Annotated in this window: 14 protein-coding genes and 1 pseudogene; 6 read left to right on the top strand and 9 right to left on the bottom strand. The window is 64.1% G+C overall.

The window, feature by feature from the left end; translation table 11 throughout:
• Both BV034_RS27400 and BV034_RS27395 read left to right on the top strand, forming a co-directional pair.
• A pseudogene (locus BV034_RS27400) lies at positions 1 to 399 on the top strand (hypothetical protein); the annotation flags it as partial.
• A 170-nt stretch (positions 400 to 569) separates the two neighbouring features.
• Positions 570 to 1,325, top strand: coding sequence for a hypothetical protein (locus BV034_RS27395; RefSeq protein WP_050030144.1), 756 nt, complete (start codon positions 570 to 572; stop codon positions 1,323 to 1,325).
• Positions 1,326 to 1,733: 408 nt separating this feature from the next.
• On the opposite strand, the gene BV034_RS27390 is transcribed toward BV034_RS27395, so the two are convergent.
• Positions 1,734 to 2,171, bottom strand: coding sequence for a hypothetical protein (locus BV034_RS27390; RefSeq protein ID WP_050030143.1), 438 nt, complete (start codon positions 2,169 to 2,171; stop codon positions 1,734 to 1,736).
• Between the two features lie 251 nt (positions 2,172 to 2,422).
• Positions 2,423 to 3,343 (bottom strand): thioredoxin-disulfide reductase, encoded by a 921-nt coding sequence (trxB, locus tag BV034_RS27385; protein ID WP_265593542.1) that lies wholly within the window; start codon positions 3,341 to 3,343, stop codon positions 2,423 to 2,425.
• A 116-nt stretch (positions 3,344 to 3,459) separates the two neighbouring features.
• Between trxB and BV034_RS27380 the strand changes: the two genes are divergently transcribed.
• The 4 genes from BV034_RS27380 (at position 3,460) to BV034_RS27365 (ending at position 7,667) form a co-directional block, all read left to right on the top strand.
• Positions 3,460 to 5,010 (top strand): putative Na+/H+ antiporter, encoded by a 1,551-nt coding sequence (locus BV034_RS27380; RefSeq protein ID WP_050030141.1) that lies wholly within the window; start codon positions 3,460 to 3,462, stop codon positions 5,008 to 5,010.
• Positions 5,011 to 5,071: 61 nt separating this feature from the next.
• The gene (locus BV034_RS27375; RefSeq protein WP_050030140.1) at positions 5,072 to 5,683 is read left to right on the top strand and encodes a riboflavin synthase; all 612 of its coding nucleotides are present in this window, start codon (positions 5,072 to 5,074) and stop codon (positions 5,681 to 5,683) included.
• A gap of 15 nt (positions 5,684 to 5,698) precedes the next feature.
• The gene (locus tag BV034_RS27370) at positions 5,699 to 6,370 is read left to right on the top strand and encodes a VTT domain-containing protein (RefSeq protein WP_050030139.1); all 672 of its coding nucleotides are present in this window, start codon (positions 5,699 to 5,701) and stop codon (positions 6,368 to 6,370) included.
• Positions 6,371 to 6,674: 304 nt separating this feature from the next.
• Positions 6,675 to 7,667, top strand: a complete 993-nt coding sequence (locus BV034_RS27365; protein ID WP_050030138.1) for a hypothetical protein — start codon at positions 6,675 to 6,677, stop codon at positions 7,665 to 7,667.
• Positions 7,668 to 7,890: 223 nt separating this feature from the next.
• Here BV034_RS27365 and BV034_RS27360 read toward each other — a convergent pair whose 3' ends face one another.
• From BV034_RS27360 to BV034_RS27330, 7 genes are all read right to left on the bottom strand, one after another.
• Positions 7,891 to 12,285, bottom strand: a complete 4,395-nt coding sequence (locus BV034_RS27360) for a cytochrome C biogenesis protein CcdA (RefSeq protein WP_050030137.1) — start codon at positions 12,283 to 12,285, stop codon at positions 7,891 to 7,893.
• On the bottom strand, positions 12,269 to 12,916 hold the full coding sequence (locus tag BV034_RS27355) for a DUF4159 domain-containing protein (protein WP_063768919.1): 648 nt from the start codon (positions 12,914 to 12,916) through the stop codon (positions 12,269 to 12,271). The genes BV034_RS27360 and BV034_RS27355 overlap by 17 nt, the downstream gene beginning before the upstream one ends.
• A 192-nt stretch (positions 12,917 to 13,108) precedes the next feature.
• Positions 13,109 to 16,003: a hypothetical protein gene (locus tag BV034_RS27350; RefSeq protein WP_050030135.1), complete on the bottom strand. Its 2,895-nt coding sequence runs from the start codon at positions 16,001 to 16,003 to the stop codon at positions 13,109 to 13,111.
• A gap of 42 nt (positions 16,004 to 16,045) precedes the next feature.
• A complete protein-coding gene (locus tag BV034_RS27345) occupies positions 16,046 to 18,283 on the bottom strand; it encodes a hypothetical protein (protein WP_050030134.1) in 2,238 nt (745 codons plus the stop codon).
• Positions 18,284 to 18,347: 64 nt separating this feature from the next.
• A complete protein-coding gene (locus BV034_RS27340) occupies positions 18,348 to 20,435 on the bottom strand; it encodes a BatA domain-containing protein (RefSeq protein ID WP_050030133.1) in 2,088 nt (695 codons plus the stop codon).
• Complete coding sequence (locus tag BV034_RS27335) at positions 20,432 to 21,319, bottom strand: DUF58 domain-containing protein (RefSeq protein ID WP_265593541.1); 888 nt, start codon at positions 21,317 to 21,319, stop codon at positions 20,432 to 20,434. The genes BV034_RS27340 and BV034_RS27335 overlap by 4 nt, the downstream gene beginning before the upstream one ends.
• 237 nt (positions 21,320 to 21,556) lie before the next feature.
• Positions 21,557 to 22,549: a MoxR family ATPase gene (locus tag BV034_RS27330; protein WP_050030131.1), complete on the bottom strand. Its 993-nt coding sequence runs from the start codon at positions 22,547 to 22,549 to the stop codon at positions 21,557 to 21,559.
• Positions 22,550 to 22,661: the final 112 nt, after the last annotated feature.

Below are 22,661 nucleotides of genomic sequence, written 5' to 3'. Positions count from 1 at the left end.
TCCGGCAAGTCCGTCTGCCGGGACCGCTGGATCGCCATCCGCGCGGGTGACCGCGTGTGCTACGCCCAGTGGAGCGACTGCGGCCCCTTCCTGACCGACGACGTGGACTACGTCTTCGGCGATGGCCGGCCCACCAACCCCAAGAACAACGGGGCGGGCATCGACGTCTCCCCGGCGGTCCGGGATTACCTCGGCTTCAAGACCAATACAAAGATCGACTGGCGTTTTGTCGAGGTGGACGAGGTCCCCAACGGGCCTTGGCGCGCCTATGGCAGCAACAACCACTTTGTCCAGCAGGCTGGACGCGACAAAGACCTCGTGGCCTCTCGGCTGGAGGAGCTCCGTCGTCAGCGGGATGACTGGTTCCGCGGCAACGGCAGCGGCCGCCAGCTGCGCTGATACCCTGGATTATTTCCTGATGAACTCCTGCCCGAGGCTGCTGGCAAAGACCACTCCTCCGGCAGGAGTTTTTGTGTCTGCGTGGCACTGCACCTGTTGCTCCACACGTCTTCCTTCCTTCTGCTTGACTGAAAAGACGGCCGCCCTGACCGTGTAGAGTTCCATCGGTCATGAGCAACTACGCCACCAGCCATTCCCGGCGCTCCTCGCCCAAATCGCAGTCCATGTCGGGCTGCCTCAAGGCGTTTTTGATCATTTTCATCACGCTCGTGGTGATGGGGGGGATTCTGGTCTTCGTCGTCGGCGGTGCAGCCCGGGATATGGTGGACAAGTGGTCCGGCGGCTTTGTGAGCCGCGTGACCACCGTCAAGGCCAGCAGTGTGCTGGTGGATATTGGCCGCACTCATGGCGATGTGCTGGAAGTAGCCTCCCCGCTGAAGACGATGGAGCTCTTCAGCAAGAGCGATGCCCGCTTCGCCGCCTGGGGCAAGGTGTACCTCGGCACTTCCACCAGCGAGATCAAGGTGCCCGCCTCCTACCGCTTTCATGTGAAGCTCTCCGAACTGAAGGGTGCACAGATCAAAGACAAGGTGCTCGTGGTGAAAGTGCCAGCCATCTATCCCAGCCTGCCCGTCGCGTTCGACACCGCTGGCGTGGAGAAGCGATCTGAGGACGGTTGGTTCCGCTTCGATGGAGCCCAGCTCCTGGCGGAACTCGAGAAGAATCTGACCCCTGAACTGGAGCGCCGCGCCAAGCAGCATGTTCCCGTGGTCAAGGAAACCGCTCGCAAAGACATCGAGCAGTTCGTGCAGAAGTGGATCGTGGAGTCCCACCCTGAGCACCGCGAGAAAATCAGCAGCGTGCGCGTGGTGTTTGAAGGCGAGAACGAGGAGAAGATCCTGGAGCGTCCTGTGGTGGTCCCTTAGCCCCGCGATGCGGGGAGACAAAAGACTTCAAGACGAAAGACAGAAGACTGGAGGCAGGGGTATTTGGGACTGGAAGCTCGAAGCTGTACGGAGTCCCGTCCCGCATGCGGGCCTTTCTGAACTGAGGCAGACTAAAGTCTGTATTCCATACAGTGTCTCCGAAGCGGCGTTTCGGTGACACCAGCTTCCAGCCGGTGCGTGCGACCGGCGTCCCGCCGGTTCACGCCCCAAGCTACCCATCGTCCGCCCCCCTTGCGGCCGCATTGTTGGAGTACCGACTTCGGTCAGCTCAGTTTGCGACAGACCTTCTGAGGCAGACTAAAATTTGAACTACAAACCACTCCCGCCACACCTTCATCGCAACGAGGTTTATGAAATAAACGTTTCGCCTCCACCCTGCCGTCCCCTCTACATCTCCCCCGGACCCTGCCGCGATCTCCGCCTCCGCTGTTGATGAGCGAATTCAGATCCGCACGATATCCCGGTGAGGATCAGCAGCGCCAGCATCACTGGTGCGGAGCTCACGGCGGTTATTTCCGGGATGTCAGAAAGACTGATAAAGAACAGGGTGTACCCAAATCCCGCCGCCACGCAGAGCAGCCGGACAAACCGCTTCACCCGGCGGGGGCTGGGGCTGCCTGCAATCAGGAGCGCTGAGGTGTAGAGATGCCCTCCCCAAAACGGGAGCAGTATCTGGAGGGGGGCCTCAAGCAGCAGGCTGCCCATGAGGCCAACGCCGTGCCCGGCTCCCAGCACGATGGCCTGGGCGCTGGCGAAGATGAGAATCGCCATCAGGACATCCACCCACCAAGCATCCCACTTTGACTTGCGCACTGATGTAAGCATGAGACGGAACTTGGAGAGCGAAATGAGGTTTGATGTCTTGATGTGAAACCGGGTGAACTCGTGAAAGCGTCGCGCGTGATTCGCCCGCTTCGCGAAGATTGGCGGTATGAAGATGTGTATTTGCGCTCCCAGTGGTCAGATGGATTGTATCACGCGTACTTTTCCAAACAATCAGGCCATAAAAAAAGCGCGGGGACATCACGCCCCGCGCTTCATCAAGTCGTTGGTCTTCTGTCTTCTGCGTAGCAGGATCAGTGGGCCAGATAGCGCTCAGCCTCGAGCGCAGCGGCGCAACCCTGGCCGGCAGCGGTGATGGCCTGACGGTACACGTGGTCGGCCACGTCGCCGGCGGCGAAGAGGCCGGGGATGTTCGTCCGGGTGCCTTCGCTCTGGACGATGTAGCCATTTTCATCCGTGGTCACGGAACCATTAAGGAACTGGGTATTGGGCACGTGGCCGATGGCGACGAACACGCACTTCAGTTCCAGCTCGTTCTCCTCGCCGGTGACGAGGTTTTTGAGCGTCACGGCGCGCATTTCACCTTTTTCATCGGTGAGGTACTCGCTGACGGTGCTGTTCCAGATGGGTTTCACCTTCGGGTTGGCCAGCACGCGGTCGGCCATGATCTTGGAGGCGCGGAGTTCCTCGCGGCGGTGGATGAGGTACACCGTGCTGGCGAAGCGGGTCAGGAAGTTGGCTTCCTCCGCGGCAGAATCGCCGCCGCCGATGACGGCGACCGGGACGTTGCGGTAGAAGGCACCGTCGCAGGTGGCGCAGCTCGTGAGGCCGCGGCCGATGAGGGATTTCTCATTGGGCAGGCCCAGGTGGCGGGGGGAGGCACCAGTGGCCACGATCACCGTCTTGGACTGGATGACTTTGCCGTCGCCCATGGTGAGATCGAAGTGCCCTTCAGGGGTCTTTTCCACCTTCTCCACCTGGGAGTACTCAATGCGGGCGCCGAATTTCTCGGCCTGGGCCTGCATTTTCATCATCAGATCCGGACCCATAATGCCCTCGGGGAAGCCGGGGAAGTTCTCGACGTCGGTCGTGGTCGTGAGCTGGCCTCCGGGCTGGCTGCCAGAGAGGAGCAGCGGGGTCAGATTGGCGCGTGCGGTGTAGATGGCTGCGGTATAGCCAGCGCAGCCGGTGCCGATGATGATGACGTTTTCCATGGTGGGCAATAGGATACGATTCTACCTAGCGCAGGGGTGAAGGGGTGCAACGGGTTTCGCACCCTTCCGGGCCGACTTTGGTTGACGGTGGGAGGGCAGGGCGCTCCTGTTATTCCATGAGAAACCCATCCCTCTCTCTGATGCGTCCGTTCGGGAAGTGGACCACCATCGTCCTGTTCCTTTTCGCATTTCTGGGCACCGGATGGGCGGAGGAGGAGGGGGCCCCGGTCTATGAAGGGCACCCGCAGTTCTCCCACTTCCCCAAGCCGCTGTCCCTGTACGAGCATGCAGAGGGTGCAGGCGCATGGCAGATGATCAAGGAGCGGGCGGCCCAGGAGCCGTTCAACGTGGCCGCCACCATCATCTTCGTCCTGGCGGTCATGCACACCTTTGTGGCCGGGATTTTCCGGGAGTGGGCGCATGATCTGGAAAAGCGGCATCTGGCCAAACACGGCGAGGACACGGAGAGAGTCTCTTTCTGGGCGGTCACGCTGCATTTCTTTGGCGAGGTGGAGGCCGTCTTCGGCCTCTGGATCGTGGCCCTCGCCGGGACGGCCCTGTACTTCCACGGGTGGGCGGATCTACGGAACTACCTCGGCCACGATGTGAATTTCACGGAGCCGCTCTTCGTGATCGTGATCATGGCCATTGCCGCCTCCCGTCCGGTGGTGAAGTTCGCCGAGGCCTGTATCGGCCGGGTCGCGGCCCTGAGGCAGAGCACGCCTGCAGCGTGGTGGCTGGCCATCCTGACGGTGGCACCCCTCATGGGCTCCCTCATCACCGAGCCCGCCGCGATGACTCTGGCCGCCCTGCTGCTCTCCCAGCGTCTGTATTCCCTGGCACCAAGCCGCAAGCTCGCCTACGGCACCCTCGGACTGCTCTTCGTAAACATCAGCGTGGGGGGCACTCTCACGCACTTTGCCGCGCCGCCCATCCTCATGGTGGCGGCCCCGTGGAAGTGGGACACCGCCATCGTCTTCGGCAACATTGGCTGGAAGATGGTCGTGGCCATCCTCATCAACAACGCCGCGTATTTCCTCGTGTTCCGCAAGGAACTGCGGTCGCTCGCCTCAGCCAGTGCCCGGGCCAGGGTGGATGACAGGGTGGAGGAACCCGTGCCGCGGGAGGTGACGGCCGTGCACCTGTTCTTCCTGGCCTGGACGGTTTTTACCAATCACTACCCGGCCCTCTTCATCGGCGGATTCCTGTTCTTCCTCGGGTTCGTGGAAGCCACACGTCACCACCAGAGCCCCGTCTCCCTGCGGTCCCCGCTGCTGGTGGGCTTCTTCCTGGGGGCGCTCATCGTGCATGGGCGGTGCCAGTCCTGGTGGATTGAGCCGCTCCTCACCAGCGCCAATCTGCCGGAGTGGGGCCTGCTGCTGGGCGCGGCCGTGCTCACGATGTTTAACGACAATGCCGCCATCACCTACCTGGCCGCGCAGGCTCCTGGATTGGGGGACTTCGCCAAATACGCCGTGGTGGCCGGAGCGGTGGCCGCCGGGGGCATGACGGTGATTGCCAACGCGCCCAACCCGGCCGGGCAGAGTCTTTTGGGCCATCACTTTGCGGGAAATGTCCAGCCGGGGAAACTTGCCCTGGCCGCCCTGCTGCCCACGGTCGTATGCATCCTCATCCTGCTGATCCTGCGCAGCCCGCTCATGGGTTAGGTGGAGGGTTCAGGAAAGTTCGTCTTCCTCATCCCCGTTGTTGTCGTAGTTCCGTTTGTTTATGTTTACAGGCATTGTTGAAATCGTTGGTACTGTTCAGAGCATCGTCTTCCGTGAAGGCGGGGCGCGTCTGGTGTTGCAGGTGGGGCCGATGGCGGCCGAGCTCACCCTCGGGGAAAGTGTGGCGGTGAACGGCTGCTGCCTGACTGTGACGGAGTTCGACGGGGCGGCCCAGACGGCGGCGTTTGACCTGCTGATCGAGACCTTGAAGGTCACCAGCCTGGGTGAGCTCAAGGAAGGCAGCCTCGTGAATCTGGAACGGGCGCTGCGCCTGGGTGACCGGCTCAGCGGCCACTTTGTGCAGGGGCATGTGGATACCACCGCGCCCATCCTCACGTTGAAAAAAGTGGGCATGGATCATCAGTTCACCGTGGGCCTCGCCCTGGAGTGGGCCCACCTCGTGGTGCACAAGGGCTCCATCTGTGTGGACGGCATCAGCCTCACCATTGCGGATCTGCAGCCTGATCGCATGACTTTCTGGATCACACCGCACACCCATGCCGTCACCCACCTGCCTGATAAACAGGAAGGCCATCGGGTGAACCTGGAGTTCGACATGCTGGCAAAGCACCTCGAGCGTCTGGTGCAGGTGAAACCGACGGTGGGCGCCTGACGACATCACACCGCCATGGCTGGAGATCCGCCCGCCCGTGCCCCGCATCGTTCGCGCTTCTGGCTGCTGGCCGTGGTGTTGCTGGTGTTGATCATCCTGCCCTTCTGCATCTGGGGTCAGTGGTTTGAGGAAACGTTTTCCCTGGAAGGTGCCCGCCGTTGGATGGAATCTCTGGGCCCCTGGGCCTGGGTGGGTGGCGTCGTCCTGCTGGTGGGGGATCTTGTTTTGCCCGTGCCCGGCACCGTGGTGATGTCTGCCCTGGGCCTGGTGTACGGCTGGTTCTGGGGCGGTGTCGCCAGCATTGCCGGGTCCGCGCTTTCCGGGATCGTGGCCTACTGGCTCTGCCGCCTCTTCGGCCATCGCGCCGCCCTCTGGCTGGCGGGCGACGACGGGCTGAAGAAAGGCGAGAAGGTGTTTCAAGGAAATAAGGGGGGCTGGATTGTCGCCTTGTCCCGCTGGATGCCCGTGTTGCCAGAAGCAGTGGCCTGCCTGGCCGGTCTCACCGGCATGTCCTGGCGCAGATTCTGGGTGAGCCTACTGTGCGGCACCGTGCCCCTGGGATTCACCTTCGCCGCCATCGGTGACTTGGGGCATGATCGTCCAGGTTTGGCCGTGGCGTTAAGCGCACTCGCTCCCGTGGTGTTGTATGGCCTGGCAGCCGGGAAGCTGAAGAAGCTCAGGTCTTAGCCAGTGCGTCAGTGGGCGGGAACCAGTGCGTCAGTGGGCAGTGCGTCAGTAGTCAAGGTGTTGCGGCTGGATGGGAAGTGGGAACGCATTGAGGCTTGCGGGAGCTTGGGGAAGCTCGGGGAGCGCACGCTTCCAGCATCCTGCCGGGAACTTCCGTCGGGCGTTCCTCCGGCGTCTCAGGCCAATACGACGTGCCCCCCACTCCTAACCCCCAACACCTGGCCATCTGTCGGCGTCCCATCTCCCATGTACCGTGCGCTAGCAGGATTGACTTCCCACCTGCTTTTCGATTTACATCAGCAGGATGAAACCCCATGGCGCAACCCGTTGGCCGATTCTGCTCGCCGTCATCTTCGCGCTCCAGTGCGTCACGGGTTCATTCGCCCAAAAGCCTTCGCTTCCAGACCCTGAAATCATCCATGGTAGCGACGGTGGCGTCATGATCTATCCAGATGTCCGGTTGTTCCGCGAGCATCGTCGGCTCCAACTGGAGGCGCTAAAGGAGGCTTCTTACCGCTCGAAACAGGTTGAGTACACCGCGTGGAAGCGTTCACAGACCGTAGGCTGTGAACTGGCTTCCAAGCTGGCGATGCTGATTCGCCGCGACCTTGCTTCTCCCGGCGAACGCGCGATCACCCACCTGATGGGATTCGAAGAACCCCTGCGCGAAGGCGTGGAACGCACGTGGTATCTGGTCCCCGCAAAGGACAGTCTGATGGGTGACTGGGTAGTGCAGCTTGTCTCTGAGCCTCCTTTCCCAGAGCAGGTGGTGATTCGGTTTTGGGAAACGGGAGGTGCAGCCGCGATGAGACTGGCAGAAGCCAAAGAACCGCTGCCCGAGAAATCCTCCGATGAATGCCGGCGATGGCTGCTCCGGAGCTATGCGCGAACGGTGCAACAGGATCGGCAGCAGTATCTTGATCTGCTGGGGGAACTGTCCCATTTCGAGGACAAGAAAGCGATGACGTTCTTTGCCGGGCAGATCGCTGAGCTCTTTGAATCGCTGGAGACCAGCCAGGTGACCCATTTGATCAAGCTGATGAATGCCGGGATTCTGCTCAAGGGCGAGCGCTTCGCGCCGATCCGGGAGGCGTTCCGCATCGAAAGCGGAAAGAACGGCTGGGGAATCTCATCGTGGGGAGAAGGTCAGATGAGGTATGTTCTGAAACTGGCATGGGAGCCCGTTTTTCAGTTCACCGGCTGGCAGTTCGAGGTGGTAACGCGAATCCCTGGAGATGGTCAGGAGGAGGTGGTGGAGAGCTGCCGGCTGTTTTATGAGTGGGGACCTGCAAGGTAGTGGCTAGGCAGATTGGGGAGCGCACGCATCTTGCGTGCTGTTTCCGGCATCTTGCCGGGAACGTCAGTCGCACGTCCCCCAGACATCTCAGGCCGACTATGCAGGCTTCCCACCCCTGATCTTCAACACTTGGCCCCGCAAGCGGGGCCAGGTGTTGCACCTCAACAGCCAGCAGCCTCCAACCTCTCCCTCATCGCGCTTCTGAATCACCGATCCACCGAACCTACAGTCTCCCACTCGTCGCCAGCACCACAAACAACACGCCGAACAACAGCGCCAGGGCATACTTCACCTTGGCCGTATGGCGATGTTGGAAGCGGATCAGCGCATCGCTGCGCAGACCTCCCCAGGCCAGGCCGAAGACGGTGGCAAGCGGGACAATGAACGCGAGGTTGTACAGGAGCAGGAATCCGGTCGCGTTGGACGCTCCGGACTTCATGGCATAGACAATCGTGGGCAGATAGACCTGGCCGGTGCAGGCCAGTTCCAGGACGCTGATGACCGCTCCAGCACCGAAGGCGGCGATGACAAATCGGTTCACGCGGGTGCCGGTGCGGATGACACCGCGGATGCGTTCTTTCAAAAACCCAGGGAGCTGGAGCGACATGTCTTGCAGACGCCCCTGGCTCGCGAGGCGGGCATCCCGCCAGCTCAGCACAGCCACCACGAGACAGCCCAGCGCGAGGATCCAGTTCACAATAGTACCAATGGTCTGCAGAGCGGTGAGGCGGCTCACCACCTCCACCAGGCCGAGGCCGAGCACGAAGTAGGTGATGAACACTCCGCAGATGAAGGCCATGCCCACCAGGAGGATCTCCCGAGAGGTGCGCTTGGCCACCTGAAGATAGGAGAGCAGGAAGATAATGGTGGCAAAGGCACAGGGGTTCACCCCATCCAGCAGCCCGGCAAAGAAGATCACGGCCGGCTGCAGGGTGTGCACGCGCTGCTGCACCTCTTCTTTGGCCAGGGCTAGATCCTGAGTTTGGGTCTGGTGCCACACGTCGGTCTCACCCGTCTCCGCCACATCGCGAATCGCACTGGCCAGGGTGGGGCGGTTGATCTGCTCGGTGATGAACACCCCGTTCTGGAGGAAAACAGCGGGCGTCTTCAGGCGGTCGGCCGGGGGCACGTTGAAGCGCTGGGAGAGCACCTCATAGAGGATCACCGCCTCCGTCTCGCGGATGTTGTGTTCTTGAACCTTCAGGCCGGTGTACTGCCTGCCCAGGGAGGCGAGCTCCTTGCGCACCTTCTCGCACTCGTGACAACCGGGGTTGTGGAAGAACAGCACGGTCACCGGGGCCTTCTCAAAATCCACGGAGGGGGATTCGTCCGTGGCGTCACTGCTTTCCGGGGTGAACTGGGGTTGGCCGGCATTCGCCAGGAGTGTGCCCGCCTTTCCAGCTTCGGCTACGTACGCGGTGAACTCGGTAAGCGTGTCCTTGCCCAGGGTGCCGAAGTGCTTCTGGATGGCTTCCACCTGCGTCTCGTTCACATGCTTCCAGTCCATGCGCTCCAGCAACGGGGCGAGACCCTTGCCCAGCTTGGTGTAGTTCCTCTCCACGAAGGAGGTGAGCATCTTCGCGAGCTCCTTGCGGTTGGCCGCATGGTCAAAGAGGTCCAGGTAGGTGGGCAGATGAATCTCCTCACGGCTCACCAGCAGGCCCGAGAGCGCTGCGAGCCGCACACGCTCCTCCCTGTCCTTGGCCAGCTCCCGCAGGGCCGCCTGGGCGGGCTCTGAGAGACGACGGCTGGAAGAGGAGTCGGTGAAATAACTGTTCCCCTCATCTTCCACTGCGGTGTTGTCATCAAAGTGGTGCTCCCAGGGCCAGGTGCCGTCACCAAGGGCGGAGGCGGTGGCCTCCCGCACCCATGCGGAGGGGTCCTTGGTCAAGACGGGAAGGTGGGCCTCCAGCGTGCGTTTGCCCCCTTGGCCGAGGCTTCGCACAGCGGCGCGGCGCACCCAGAAGTGGGGGGAGGCGGAGGTGCGCTCCAGGAGCTCCGTGTCCGCGGCCTTGGTGCGCTCGCGCAGCATGATGGCGGCCAGAACCTGGCGGTCCACGCGGGAGTCATTGATCAACACCCGGGCCTGCTCGGAGACCATGCCGCGGGACTCGCGGTCTGAGACCATGCTCTCCAGGCGGGACTGGTAGACATCCGCGGCCTCCAGCACGGCATCGCGCCGCATGAGTTCGAGGAAAACGAGCTTGATGGGGGAGGGGACCTTCTCCTCGTAAAAGGCGCTCTCAACGGCCTTGCGCCGGATCTCCCGGGAGGGATCCCGCAGGAGACGCTGCCAGATATCGAGCGAACCCGGCTGGGGATTGCGACTGAGCAAGTCTGCCAGACCGGCCCGGTGCTGGACGTTGAGGTGCGGCCACCAGCGGAGGAAGTGGGCGGCCCCTTTTGAGCTGCCGCCTTCCACCAGCTTGTACGCTGCCATCAGCGGCAGGTCGGGCGTTTCTCCAGACGGCTTGTCCGCGGATGCGGCCAGGCGGTCCATCGCCTCGATGGTGCTCTTGGGCGGCCCGGTGGCGGCAGCAGGCGTGACGGGCCCGGTGGCCGGCTTCCCGGTGGTGGCAGGGGGCTCTGCACCAGGCGTCGGAGGCGGAGGCTGTGTCGCAGCAGGTGCCGTCGTGTCAGGGCCGGAACCAAGGAATGCAGCGTGCAGACGATCCACCAGCTTGTCCGGGCTTGCGGCTGCATTTGCCTCTGCACCTGTAGCAGGAGCGGGACCCGAGGGGGTAGCCGGAGTGCCGGGGGACGAGTTCGAGGTGTCACTGCTCGCAAAGGCGGCGTACAACCGGCTCATCGGGTCGGCCGCGGGGACCGAAGAGGACTGGGAGTTCCCCGGAGTCGGGGCCGGCGCGGGTGCGACTGGCAGGGTGACGTCTGCCGTGATTTCCTGAAGCCTCTTTTCCAGCACCTGGCGTGGCGCGGTGAGCGCCTTGTATGGGGTGTTGAGCTGGTCCAGCACCGCCTCTTGACGGGCGCGGTCGGTGCCGCTCAGCACTTCAATGAGGATCGGCTGAGCGCTGGGAGTGTCATTGCAGTGTTTCGCCAGTACACGCAGGGCGGCGCAGGCGATGTCCGGGTTGGGATCCCGGCCGTAGCGCAACAGGAGTTCGATCTCCTTGTCCCCACGAGGGTTCACACTCGTCAGGCCGAAGGCGAGGAGTTCCGGAGAGAGCTTGGGGAACTGTTCCAGGATCTTGTCCGGCACCGGCCTCTGCATGGTCGCAAAGGCCTTCAGCACCACGCCCTTGAGCTCGTCATCTGCGGCAAAAGCCTCGCTCAGAGCGGTGGTTGCATCTCTCTTTTCCCCGCCCGTGGCCTTGCGCACCATGCCCAGCAAGCCGGAGGAGCCAAAGGAATCACTGGCGCTCTCGCGGGCACTCGCAGCGATGGCGATGACGGCGGCCTGACGCACGAAGCTGTCGCTGTCCTTGAGCAAGTTCAGGGCATCGTCCCCCAGATTGCCGAGGCTGGCCTTCGTCGCGCATTGCAACGCTGCAGCCCGCACCCGCCAGCTGGGGTGCTTGAGGCAGGCCACGATTTGAGGCTTGGCATTGCGGGCAGCCCCGCTCTGGAGGCTGAGGGACAGCAATGCTGCCGAGACGAGGTCTTCGTTCTCGTGGTTCAGGAAACCCACGAGCAGTCGTGTGGAGATGGCGGACTCCACCTTGCCAAAGCCGCGGATGGCGGCATGGATCACGTTTGCATCCTTCTCGGTCTTCAGATGCGTCTCGATGATGGCCAGGGCGGGCTTGTGATTCGTCTGGAAAAGCAGGTCCACGGCGCGCTCCCGCACCAGGGCTTCGCGGTCGCCCAGCATCTCCCGTACGATCGGCAGCACGCGCTTGCCAGCACCGGAGATGCCCTCCATGCCTTCCACCCGTTCGTCCCGATTGCCAAAGATCAGCATGCGGGCCAGGCGCGGCGCATCGGGCACGGCGCTGCTTTCCAGCAGCAGGCGGTATTGCGCCTCCTTCAAGCGGCCTTTGGCTCCCTCCTGGAGGGACTTCTGGGAGGCGAGGAAATTTTCAATGGCTCCGATGGCCTGTGGGGCATAGGGGTGCAGGCGGCTCATGGCGCGCTCCACCTTGCTGGCATCGCCACCCAGGATGTCCTGGAGATAGTCTTGAAGCTGCTCCGGTTGGAGGTTGGCCGCGGCAGCCACATTCGTGCCCTTGCCTGCGCCGGTGGAGGCCCAGGTGCGCCAACGCTGGAGCGACTCGGCCCGCTCAGCGGGGTCGGTCTGCCAGGCATCATAGCCCTGGTCATTGCCGGCCAGATCTTCCAAAACCTCCAGGGCACCCAGCCTTACGGCGAGGTCAGCGTGGTCCAGGAGGGCGACCCAGGCAGCAGCGGGAAAGGGCTGTACGGTGCGCAGCTCATCCAGCGTGGCCGTGCGGGTCTCCATCTTGCCCAGACCGCGGGCCATGGCGGCCCAGTCCAGATCCTCCGTGGGCTGGGGAGTGGCAGTGGCGGCCGTGCCGCCGGATCCTGCAGGGGGCGGCTTCACGGGCGCAGTCACGCCGGTGCCCGGCCACAGCATCAAAGCGGCGGCAAGCAGGAGAGGAGGCCACGCGGGGCGGATGCTGTCAGTGCAGCAGGGCATAGGCAAGGATGTTCACATTAAGCTGAAGGCTGTTCGCGATCTCGTTGCCGCCACAGCAGCAACAGCCGGGGGCATTGGCCGTGTTGTTCAGACCATCGGGCGAGTACACCACCACGAGACGGCCTTCGTGCTCAAAGCCCTCCAGTGCGGAGTGGCCGTCGCTCTTCTTCAGCCCCAGATCGTTCACAGGAAACACCGTGTTGAAGACCGGGTGCTTCATCTCCAGCTTGTTGAAGACCTCTTTGCCGAAAATCGTCTTCATCTCCCGGCGGAAGGAGGCGTTCCACTCCGCATTCGAGCAGCCGGCTGAGGCCAGCAGAAAGCCGCCATTGGTGAGGAAGCGTTTCAGGTTCTCCCGCTCCTTTGGCGTCAGGCTGAAGTCACCCTCACCCGTCATGACCACAAAGGGGAACTCAAAGAGCTCGTCGCCCGCCAGTTTCACCGGGCGGAAACGCCGGTCCGTGGCGATGCTCGTCTCCTTCTGCACGGAGCTCAGGAATTCATCGCTGAAGCAGGTGGAGGTCTTCCCTCCGCCATAGATAAGATTGCCGCACTGCACGATGCCTTCTTTGGCGGAACTGGAGACGGCCAGTGTCAGCGTGAGGGTTAAGATGGATAGGAGAGTTTTCATGGGACCAGGCAGGGGATTGAGTTCTTGGTTCGTCGTTCTTAGTTTTTGGTTGGTCCTGGGAGATGAGATGTGCTGGGTGGGGCGGACGGAGCCGTCCCGCATGCGGGATCGGAACTCCAACACTGAGGTCTGAGATGGAAGGTTCGAGGAGTCATGGCTGCATTCCACTTTTCACTTTTGACTCGTAACTTTTTACTTCTTTCCGCTCCCGCCTTCCCCCTGACTTCCACCCGCCTCGCTACCACCTTCTCGCGAAAAGTAATTCTTCACCGCCTCCCGGTACTTCATGGGCACTTCGTCCAGGCTGGGGCCGGAGCCTTTGGCGTTGGGCACGGTGGCGCCCGGGAGGGTGTTGGACGCGGTTTCTGGCTGGCTCGTGGCACTGCCGCTGGCTCGCCCGTCGCCAGATTTGTCCCCGGTGCTGCCGAGTGATTTGGGACCGTTGAGCTGGAGCCTGGGCGGACCGATCAAGGGCACGGGAAGCTGGGTGCCAGCCATGCTGGAGCCGCTGCCGCCCTTGGCACCGAAACCCTGGCCGCCTTCGCCGATGCCGCCTTTGGAGTTGGGCCCCTGGCCCTGGCCTTCGCCCTGCGCACGGCGTTTCAGAGCCCCCATCATCTGAGCCAGCGCTTCCTGCTGACCGGCACCGCCGCTGCCCATGCCGCCGGGCATGTTGCCCTGGCACATGTCACAGAAAGGATTGTCCGGCTGGCTCAGGATCTGGTCCAGATTGCCGCGGGCGAGCAGGGAGTCGTTGCTGGCACCGAGCAGGTCCCCTTTGCCGATCTTGGTCACGGCGTCGCCCATCTGCTTGGCCACGTCGAAGTTCTTGAGCCCCTCCAGCACTTTCTCCGCGCCTTCCTTGAGCTTGGCGGCGGATTCCGGGAGCTGGGCGAGGCGCTCGGGCAGTTTTTCCTCGACCTCGCGGAGCCGTTCCTCATTGCGCAGCTGCCGCTGGCGCAGCTCACCCACCTTGTGGCGGTTGTTAGTCATGCCGACGGCGATCTCCTCCGCGATGCGAGCCAGGGTTTCTGAAACCTCCCGCTGCTCCTGGTGGATGGCCTGGAGCTCGGCAGCCATCTCCGCGACGGAGGCGATCTTGGCAAACTCGTCTGCCATTTCCTTTTGCTCATCGAGCTTGTCAGAGCCGGCCTGGAGGCGCTCCCGCATCTGTTTGGCCAGTTCCTCGGCCTTGGCGGGGTTGTCCCAGCCAGACTGGCCTTCCAGATCCTTGGCATTCTTCTCCAGTTCCTCCTGCAGATCACCGGAGAGTTCGGACAGCTCCTTGTCCGTGGCGAAGGCCGGGAAGTCATCGGCAAAGTCGCCAAACCACTCCGCAGCCTGCTTCTGCTTGTTGAGAGCACGTTGGCGGGCGGCCTCGATCTTGGTGCGATCGCCAGAGCGGGCGGCCTCGGCCAGTTCATCCAGCGCCTTGGCTGCCGCATCCAGCGTATCGCGGAGGACCTGATAGCGGGCGGCGAACTCCTCGATGCTGGTGCGCACGCGGATCTGCTCGGCGTATTCCTCCTCGGAGATGATCTTCACCTTCACCGGGGTCGAGGAGCTTACACCCATGAGGCTGGGGTTGCGGTCGCGGGCCTCCAGGAGGAACTCCAGAGTCTGCCCGGGGCTCACGCCCAGGTTCGTGAGCTGGATTTCGCGCTGCACCTCCACGGAACGCTCCCCACCCACCCCGGGCAGGGCGGTGGCGCGATCGCGGAAGCCATCCGCCGTACGCACCCAGGAGGCGCGGTCTAGGCCGATGTCATCCGACACCTGCCATTGCAGCTTGACCGCGCTGGAGGGGGTGGCCATGGCAAAGGGGCCGGGGGCGAGGAGATCGATGGCGGGCTTCTCATCTGGCACCAGACGCTGGACGAAGCGGACCGGCTCCGCCATACGGGTGCCGCGGATGTCCCGCAGATCCACCGTCCAGCGGCAGTCGCGGCTGATGGTCCAGCGGAACTCGACCGTGCGGGGATCTCCCCGCAGCGGGGTGCCGTCCACCTTCTCCACCACTTCGTTGTTTCCTTCAACTCTGGCTTCCAGGAGGCCGCCGGAGAGCGGGCGGTTGCTGCTCAGGCGCAGGTGCACCTCTGAGCCCCGCAGTCCCTGGATTTCCCCCGTGAGGGTGCCGGGCACTGTCTTGCGACCGGCATAGCGCGGCGGGGTGATGGTCACCTCAGAGCGCTCCAGCTGCGGCTGCCAGAGGATCTCCACCGGCACCCAGGCGGAGCGGGCACGGCCGATGGCAAAGGCCACCTCCAGCGGGGTGGTCACCCCTTCCAGCTTCTGGGCAAATCGTTGCCCTGCCTCGCGGTAGACTGGCAGGCGGTCCACCTGGGAGCTTCTTGCACTGCGGGTGAGCAGTTGCACCTCCACGCCCTCCACCGGGGCGCCGGTGATCTCCGCGGCCAGCGAGAGGGCCTTCCCATAAATGACGCGGGGCTGGGAGGGATCGAGGTCAAACACATAGCGGCTGTAGGGCGGCAGCTCACGACCGGGCTGAAGCAGGCGCTGGGCGATGAGCGAGGTCGCCCGGGGCTGCCAGATGGCCAGCGCGATGACCACCGCCAGAGCCGCGCCCAGCAGTGCCCAGACAGGCCGCAGCCGGATGCGGGAGGTCAACGTCTCCTCCGGCAGGGCTCGCAGGCGGGAGAGGGCCTCCGCCAGGGCCCGGCGGGTGAGAAAGCCCTCCAGAGTGGGCAGAGCAGGCGGAGCAGTGGGGGACGAGCTTTCGCGTTTTTCCGCGACTTTCGTGAGCGAAGAGAGGTCGGAGCCAATGCTGGCGAGACCACGCGGATCACCGGTGACGGCATCGAGCCTTTGAGCGGCATCCTGAAGTGTGAACCGTCGGCTGCGCCAGAAGACTGTCAGCAGTCCCACCACAGCCGCGCCTCCCAGCAGTGCGGCCAGAACGGTGCGGCCCTGGGTTTCAAAGCTGAGCCAGGCATCCAGCAGGCCCAGGAGGATGGCCAGCCCGACCCAGGCAGCGATCAGTGCCAGGGTGCCGCGGAGTCGCAGCCGGGCGCGCACCTGGTCCCGGAAGTGGGCCAGTGTCTCGCGAAGTTCCTGTGGGACGTCCATGGATTGGAGAAGGAGAAAGGGTTCAAGGATACAAAAGACTCATCACGAAAGGCCGAGCCGGCGGCGCAGGCCCCACTCGGTGCCGAGGAGGAGAACGGCGATGGCAAGGATCCACCAGCGGCTCCAGAGCGGATCCCAGCGGGCGTCATCGAGCTGCAGCGGCACGTGATCGGGCTCCAGAGATTGCAGGGCCGTGCGCCACTGCGTCAGGGGCAGGGCCTGACCGCCGGTCTCCGACGAGAGCTTCTGAAGGTAGGCGGGATCAGCACTGAGTTCGTCCGATTCCTGGGGCGGGGCCAGCACCGTGAGGGGGGCGCTGGGCGCGGAGGCTCCCTCAGGCACCTGGATGCGGACGGTGTAAGCTCCTGGATCCCGCATGGCAATGAGCGCGCCCCACTGGACACCGCCAGTCTCATCGCCGCCCAGATTGGTCGCCTGCACGCGGTGCTTTACCTCGCTGCCTGCCACCAATTCCAGCAGAGGCGGGGTGCCGCCTGCCGCGCCGCGCTGGCCGATGCGGGCGCGCACGGTGGCACCAGCGGCAACGGAGGAGGTGCTGAGTTTCAGGGAATAATCCTCGCCCGGGAGGAACTCCGAGTAGGTGGCGGCCCACTGCAGGAGCTGGAGCCAGAACTCCTTCTGCCGCTCCGGCGCATCCGGTTTGCCGGGCTGGAAGGACCAGCGCCAGAGGCCGTCGCCATTGAGGGTGGCGGCCATGCCGCGTCCATAGCGGCGGGCCAGGAGCAGAGGCACTCCGTTCCCACCCCCGCGGCGCTCGCCCATGGCCAGCACCCGGGTGAAGGGCTTCAGCTCGCTAAGGGAGCGCACGTCATTGAGCGGCGGCAGCTTCTGCCAGAGCTCGTCCTTGGGCTGGGGCAGACGCTCGCCGAAGAGGCCCACCTCCTCCCCCTCCAGGGTGGGCAGGAAGCCATACTCCGCCCCGGCCTCCTCACCCCAGCGTCCGGGTTCGAGGAAGGAGAGTTCCTGGTAGTCGCCCGCCCATGGCTTGCCGCGGGAGAAGAGCACCGCCCCGCCCTGGTCCCGCACAAAGGCACGCAGCATCTCCACCCGCTGCGGGGTGAGGAAGCACTCCGCGCTCTTGCCAAAGACCACCAGATCATACTGCCCCAGCTCGGCCTGGTTGGCGGGGAAGATCTTGCTCGTCTCCTCCAGCTTCCGGTCATCGGAGCTGACCACGCGGTAGAATCGATCCGGGCGCAGGCGGTACACGGCCTCGACCTCCATGAGGCCCTGGCCACGCAGGAGCTGCGCGAGGAACTTCGTGTCCCAATAAGGCGCGCCCTCCACCAGGAAGACGCGGGAGCGGCTGGTAAGACGGCGCAGGCGGCAGCGGTCGGTGTTGTTGGCGGGAACCTCATCGCCCTCCCACAGGTCCATCTTCACTGCGTACTCGCCTTCAGTCGCTGCTTCGGGCAGGGCCAGGGTGAGGGCGGCCGTGGCATTGGCCTTGAGCGTGGCGGTGGCGCGGGCCACCTCGGCACCCGCGGCGTCCAGCACGCGCACGACCGGCTTCACTGCGCCGAAGCCGCGGTTCGAGACATTGACCTGCACAGAGGCCGCCTGTCCCGGATAGGCCACGATCTGGCGACGCACGACCTGCAGGGCCAGATCCTTCCGGAAGACAGGGCCGCCCACCGCCAGCGTGTGTACCTTGATGCCCAGGGCCCGGGCCCGGCCCACGGCGTCCTGGTAGGCGGTGTCCACAGCGGCGGTTTCGCGTCCGTCAGAGAGCAGCACCACGCCCTCCCAGCGCTGATTTTCAGAAGCGGCGCGTTCCAGCAGGCGGGCCAGGGATCGGGCGATCTCGCTGCCAGCGCCATCGGGTTTGATGGCATTGGGGCCGCCCAGGGTTTTGGAGTCAACCGCGGGCTCCAGATCGACCGCAAAGGGGTGCAGCTCCACCCTCTCCGGGTGTTTGGAGGCCTTGATCCACTCTTGCGCCGCCCCGGATGCAACCTCCCAGCGGGTCTTGCCGTTGTTCTGCTCTGGCTGGCCATCCGCCACCGCCATGCTCGCGCTGCGATCCAGCAGCAGAGCATACCCCGGCGTCTCTTGCTCGCCTTCGGTAAGCCATCGGCCCGGATTGGCCGCCACCAACAGAAGCACCAGCAGCCCCAGCACCCGCAGGACGGTCAGCCCCAGTCTCACCCGCGGACTGCAAGTGCCTGCCCCCCTCCATGCCAGCCAGGCCGCAGCCGCCAGCAGCAGCAAGCCGCCTACGAGCAGCACAGGAAGAGGGAGTGTCGGGAGGAAGGTCATTTCGGGGTGGATCAGTGATTCAGTGATTCGGTAATTCAGTGGGACTGCGCGGGGTGGGCAGGGGTCAGGCAGCGGTTGAAGTTTGAAGTTTGTCAGTTGGAGTTTTTTGCCACCAAGCGAGCAGCAGGGACTCCAGGAGAAACGCGACCGTCGCTGTGACCAGAAGCCAGGGCCAGAGAGGCACGCCATCGCGGAGCTGGGCGAAGCTGAGGCTGGCGGCGTTGCCGGTGACGAGAGTCTCGCCGAAGGGCACCGCCTCCGGTGCCAGGGTACGCAGGTCCATCTCTTCCTCCGGCACGTTCACGGCCGTATGGGCCACCACATGGCCGGTGCCGCCCTGGTTCTCCTGCACAATGAGCCAGCGGTAGAGGCCGGGCTCGAGCGGGCGGACGGTGAAGTAGCGCTGGCCGCCCGTTTGCAGATCCTCCTGCACCGGTACTACAGCATCGGCCTGGTCCATTAGTTTCACCGTGCCGCCTTCCAGCAGGCGGGCGGGGGACCACGCGGCGGACTGGCCAGGTTGCACCTCTGTGCCAGGCGGGAGGGAAGTGACGGGACGGCTCTGGAGGATCACCTCCCCCAGAAAGGGGAGGAAAGCGGACTCGCCCGCCCAGGTGGATGCGCCAGGGGCCATGGGAAGATTCCACCACCAGACGGCCCCCTGGTCCACCTTTTTACGGGCCAGCGCAGGCATGCCGTCACTGTAGGCCATGGTCAGGTCCCAGCCCTTGAGATCATCCGCCCCTCCAGCGAGGCGGGCGCGTTGATGAAAGAGACCGCGGGCGGGATCGCCGAATTCCCCGGTGCTGAAGAGCTGGAAGACCTCCGCCTTCTCATTGGCAATGCGCAGATGCCACGGGGCGTCCGTCGGGGTCTTCTCAAGAGAGGCTGTCAGGGCGGGTTGACCCCTGCCAACCGGACCGGGCTGCCAGGGAGCGGCCAGGGGCCGGTACAACACGGTGCCGCCGCGACGCAGGACCTCCTGCACGGCTTTGGTTGTTTCCTCTCCCGAGTCGCCCGCCACAAGGATTTCACACGTGCTGCCCAGGTCTGCCACGGCTCCCTGCTGGACATTGGCCCACGGCAGGGCTCCCAAGGCGCGCTGCCAGACCTCGCGTTCCTCCGAGGCCAAGGCTGTGGGCAGGACGCCCACCTTGAGCCCCTCTCTCGCACGGCGCACAATGGCACGCTGGTCATCCATGGAGAAGCGATCCTCCGAACCCTGCAAGGAGGCGCGGACGACAAAACTGCCCACCTCCGTGATGGGGAGGTTCAGGCCCACCTGGGCCTCACCCCAGGGCTGCACCTCCACCTGACGGGTGGAGCGGGCATCCCCCAGAGAGAACGCCACGGTGGCAATCCGGGCCTCGGGGGAAAAGTTCTTCACCCGCGCCAGAGCCTGCACGTTCTCGCCCGGCAGCGGTTCCACCGGCTGGGTCTCCAGGCCGCTGAGGGCCAGGTTGGGCGCATCGGTGCCGAGCTTCACCTTGAAGACCTGCACGTCCTTCGGTGCAGTGGGCAGGGTCTCCCGCCAGGTGGTCGCCTGAAGGTCAGAGAGCACATACATCTCCTTGGCCCCGGGCAGCTTCTCCAGCCGCTCCAGCGCCAGACGCAGGGCCCCGGGCACATCGCCGCGTTGACCCGAGACATTGGCGGCTCGCAGCACCTCCTCCAGCCGCTCCCGGCTGCGGCCCATATCGGGGAAGACCGCGTCCGGCTGTGCATCCAGCCACACGAGGTTCAAGGACTCAACGCGACCGGCGGAGCGGAGGATCTCCACCGCGCGGGCCACGGCCAGGGCAAAGCGGGACTGCCCGTCGCCGCTGGCGGCCATGGAGGCGGAGCGGTCCACCACCAGCATGAGGTGCTTGCCCTCGCTGCTCTGGGCCAGGTTCCGACCTCCCACAAGCACGGGTAGAGGAAAGCACAGTGCGAGGGCGGCCACGGCCAGGGTGCGCAGCGCCAGCAGCAGCCAGTCCTGCGGACGCCGCCAGCGGAAGGTGCGGCTCATGGCCCGGCGGAGGAACTCCACCGTGGGGAAGCGCCGCTCCGGCGGGCGGATGCGGGAGACGAGGTGGACGATGACCGGTGCCGCCGCAAAGGCGGCGAGCCAGAGCAGCCCGGGTTGCAACCAGCCGATGCTAAAATTCATCGTGTGAGCCTCCTCAGGTGGTCCAGCCAGGGCTGGTCAGTGCGGGCTTGTACAAACTCCACACCCCGGCGGGCGCTGAGCTGGGACAGGCGGCGGTGGTGCTCCTCCAGCTCGCGCTGGTAGGCGGCACGAACCGCCGAGGGATGCACGGGAAGGGCGGTGGCAGTCTCCATGTCCACGTAACGGCGGTAGGCGGTGTCCGGCAGCAGAAGTTCCTGCGGCGTGAGCACCTGAAAGAGGAAGACGCGGAAGCCGCGGTGCAAATACGCCCCCAGGGCGCGGAAGACAGCCGCCGGGTCATCGAGGAAATCACTCACCACCACCAGCGTGGCCTTGTGCTTGAGCAGGGGCAGCGCCCGCTCCAGTGCGGCAGAGAGTGAGGTCTTCTGCCCCGGGGCATTCTGCTCCAGCGCATGCAGGATCTGTTGCAGGTGGCCGCGGGTGGCACCGGGGGGCAGGTGCTGACGGATCGTGGCATCAAACAGCGTGAGCGACACGCGATCCTGCCGCAGGGTGACTAGATAAGCCAGGCACGCCGCCAGGTGCGAGGCCCAGTCCAGCTTCGTCATCGCCCCCGGCTCCTCCGGAAAACCCATGGACGCGCTGCTGTCCACAAAGAGATGGCACTCCAGCCGCGTCTCCTGCTCAAAGGTCTTCAGGTAAAACCGGTCCGTGCGCGCAAACACCCGCCAGTCCACCAGATGCGGCGCATCGCCCGGAGTGTAGGGGCGAAACTCATGAAACTCCATCGAAGCCCCCCGCCAGCGCGAGCGGTGCTTCCCGGAATGATGCCCCTCCACCAGCATGCGCGGCGCAAAGGCCATCGCGCGCAAAGCACGGGCGTCTTCGGCACTCAGGTATTTGGATGAGGAGGAATGTTTCAAGGAATGGATCGCTTAAGGATGAGCAGACTGAGCCGCCTAAAGGCGGAACTCCAACCATGAAGTCGGAGCGGAGAGGGTTGGAGTTCCGTCCCGCATGCGGGACGGTGAAGCTTGATTTTGGATTTTGGATTTTGGATTTTGGATTTTGGATTTTCTGGGTTCGAGGAATCGTGAATGGCAGGAGTTCCGCTTATCACTTTTTACTCTCAACTTTTCACTGCATCCTTCCTCCCCCCCTCAAATCTTCGCCAACAGGTTCTTCACAATGTCCTCCGTACTCACCCCATCTCCCGTGGCCTGATAGTTCGGGATGATGCGATGCCGCAGCACGGGCAGGGCAACCTCGCGAACTTCCTCGATGGAGGCGGTGGCCTGGCCACGCAGCAGGGCCAGGGCGCGGGCGGCGCGGGCGAGGTTCTGTGAGGCACGCGGGCCGGCGCCCCATTCGACGTAGCGTTTCACGTATTCATCGGCCAGAGGGGATTCAGGGCGGGTGCTGTGCGTGAGTTTCAGGATGGCTTGCAGTACGGAGTCGGGCAGAGGCACTTCCACCGCCACCTTTTGCAGGTCCAGCACGCCGGCGGCATCCAGCACCTTCTCGGCGACATCCTGGTTGCGGCCTGTGGTGCGGCGCACCACATCTGCCTCCTGCTCCAGAGTGGGGTAGCCGATCTTGAGATTGAAGAAGAAGCGGTCGAGTTGCGCCTCCGGCAGCGGATAGGTGCCCTCATGCTCCACTGGGTTCTGCGTGGCGAACACCAGGAACGGTTCCTCCAGCCGACGGGTCACCCCGGCCACTGTGACCTGTTTCTCCTGCATGGCCTCCAGCAGCGCGGCCTGCGTCTTGGGAGGGGTGCGGTTGATCTCATCTGCCAGGAGCAGATTGGCAAACACGGGACCAGGGGTGAACTCGAATTTGCGCACCCCGCCCGCATCGCTCTGCAGCACCTCACTGCCCACGATGTCGGTGGGCATGAGATCTGGCGTGAACTGGATTCGATGAAACTTCAGCCCCAGTGCCTGCGCCAGCGTGCTGACCAGCAGCGTCTTGGCCAGGCCAGGCACGCCCACGATCAGACAGTGCCCACGGCAGAGCAGGGAGACCAGCATCTGCTCCTGGATCTCGTCCTGCCCCACGATGACACGGGCAAGTTCACGGCGCACCCGTGCAGCGGCGTCTTTGGCGCGTTCCCATTGTGCGGCAAAGGCCGCGTCGGTTGTTTCAGACATTGGTAAGGAGAGGGGAAAGGGTTAAGGGAAGAGGGAAAAGGGTGATGGTTTCCTGAGCCGCCTAAAGTCGGTGCTCCAACCATGAAGGGGCAGCGGAGAGGGTTGGAGTTCC

Origin of the sequence: Verrucomicrobium sp. BvORR034, from assembly GCF_000739635.1 — a bacterium.
Classification (GTDB): domain Bacteria; phylum Verrucomicrobiota; class Verrucomicrobiia; order Verrucomicrobiales; family Verrucomicrobiaceae; genus Verrucomicrobium.
This window is presented reverse-complemented; position numbering and strand designations above follow the sequence as displayed.

Bases quoted from the DNA above. Each gene is read 5' to 3' on its own strand.
- BV034_RS27370 (WP_050030139.1), top strand. From the start codon at position 5,699: ATGGCTGGAGATCCGCCCGCCCGTGCCCCGCATCGTTCGCGCTTCTGG.
- BV034_RS27355 (WP_063768919.1), bottom strand. From the start codon at position 12,916: ATGAAAACTCTCCTATCCATCTTAACCCTCACGCTGACACTGGCCGTC.
- BV034_RS27365 (WP_050030138.1), top strand. From the start codon at position 6,675: ATGAAACCCCATGGCGCAACCCGTTGGCCGATTCTGCTCGCCGTCATC.
- BV034_RS27380 (WP_050030141.1), top strand. From the start codon at position 3,460: ATGAGAAACCCATCCCTCTCTCTGATGCGTCCGTTCGGGAAGTGGACC.
- BV034_RS27345 (WP_050030134.1), bottom strand. From the start codon at position 18,283: ATGACCTTCCTCCCGACACTCCCTCTTCCTGTGCTGCTCGTAGGCGGC.
- BV034_RS27330 (WP_050030131.1), bottom strand. From the start codon at position 22,549: ATGTCTGAAACAACCGACGCGGCCTTTGCCGCACAATGGGAACGCGCC.
- trxB (WP_265593542.1), bottom strand. From the start codon at position 3,343: ATGGAAAACGTCATCATCATCGGCACCGGCTGCGCTGGCTATACCGCA.
- BV034_RS27350 (WP_050030135.1), bottom strand. From the start codon at position 16,003: ATGGACGTCCCACAGGAACTTCGCGAGACACTGGCCCACTTCCGGGAC.
- BV034_RS27390 (WP_050030143.1), bottom strand. From the start codon at position 2,171: ATGCTTACATCAGTGCGCAAGTCAAAGTGGGATGCTTGGTGGGTGGAT.
- BV034_RS27375 (WP_050030140.1), top strand. From the start codon at position 5,072: ATGTTTACAGGCATTGTTGAAATCGTTGGTACTGTTCAGAGCATCGTC.
- BV034_RS27395 (WP_050030144.1), top strand. From the start codon at position 570: ATGAGCAACTACGCCACCAGCCATTCCCGGCGCTCCTCGCCCAAATCG.
- BV034_RS27340 (WP_050030133.1), bottom strand. From the start codon at position 20,435: ATGAATTTTAGCATCGGCTGGTTGCAACCCGGGCTGCTCTGGCTCGCC.
- BV034_RS27360 (WP_050030137.1), bottom strand. From the start codon at position 12,285: ATGCCCTGCTGCACTGACAGCATCCGCCCCGCGTGGCCTCCTCTCCTG.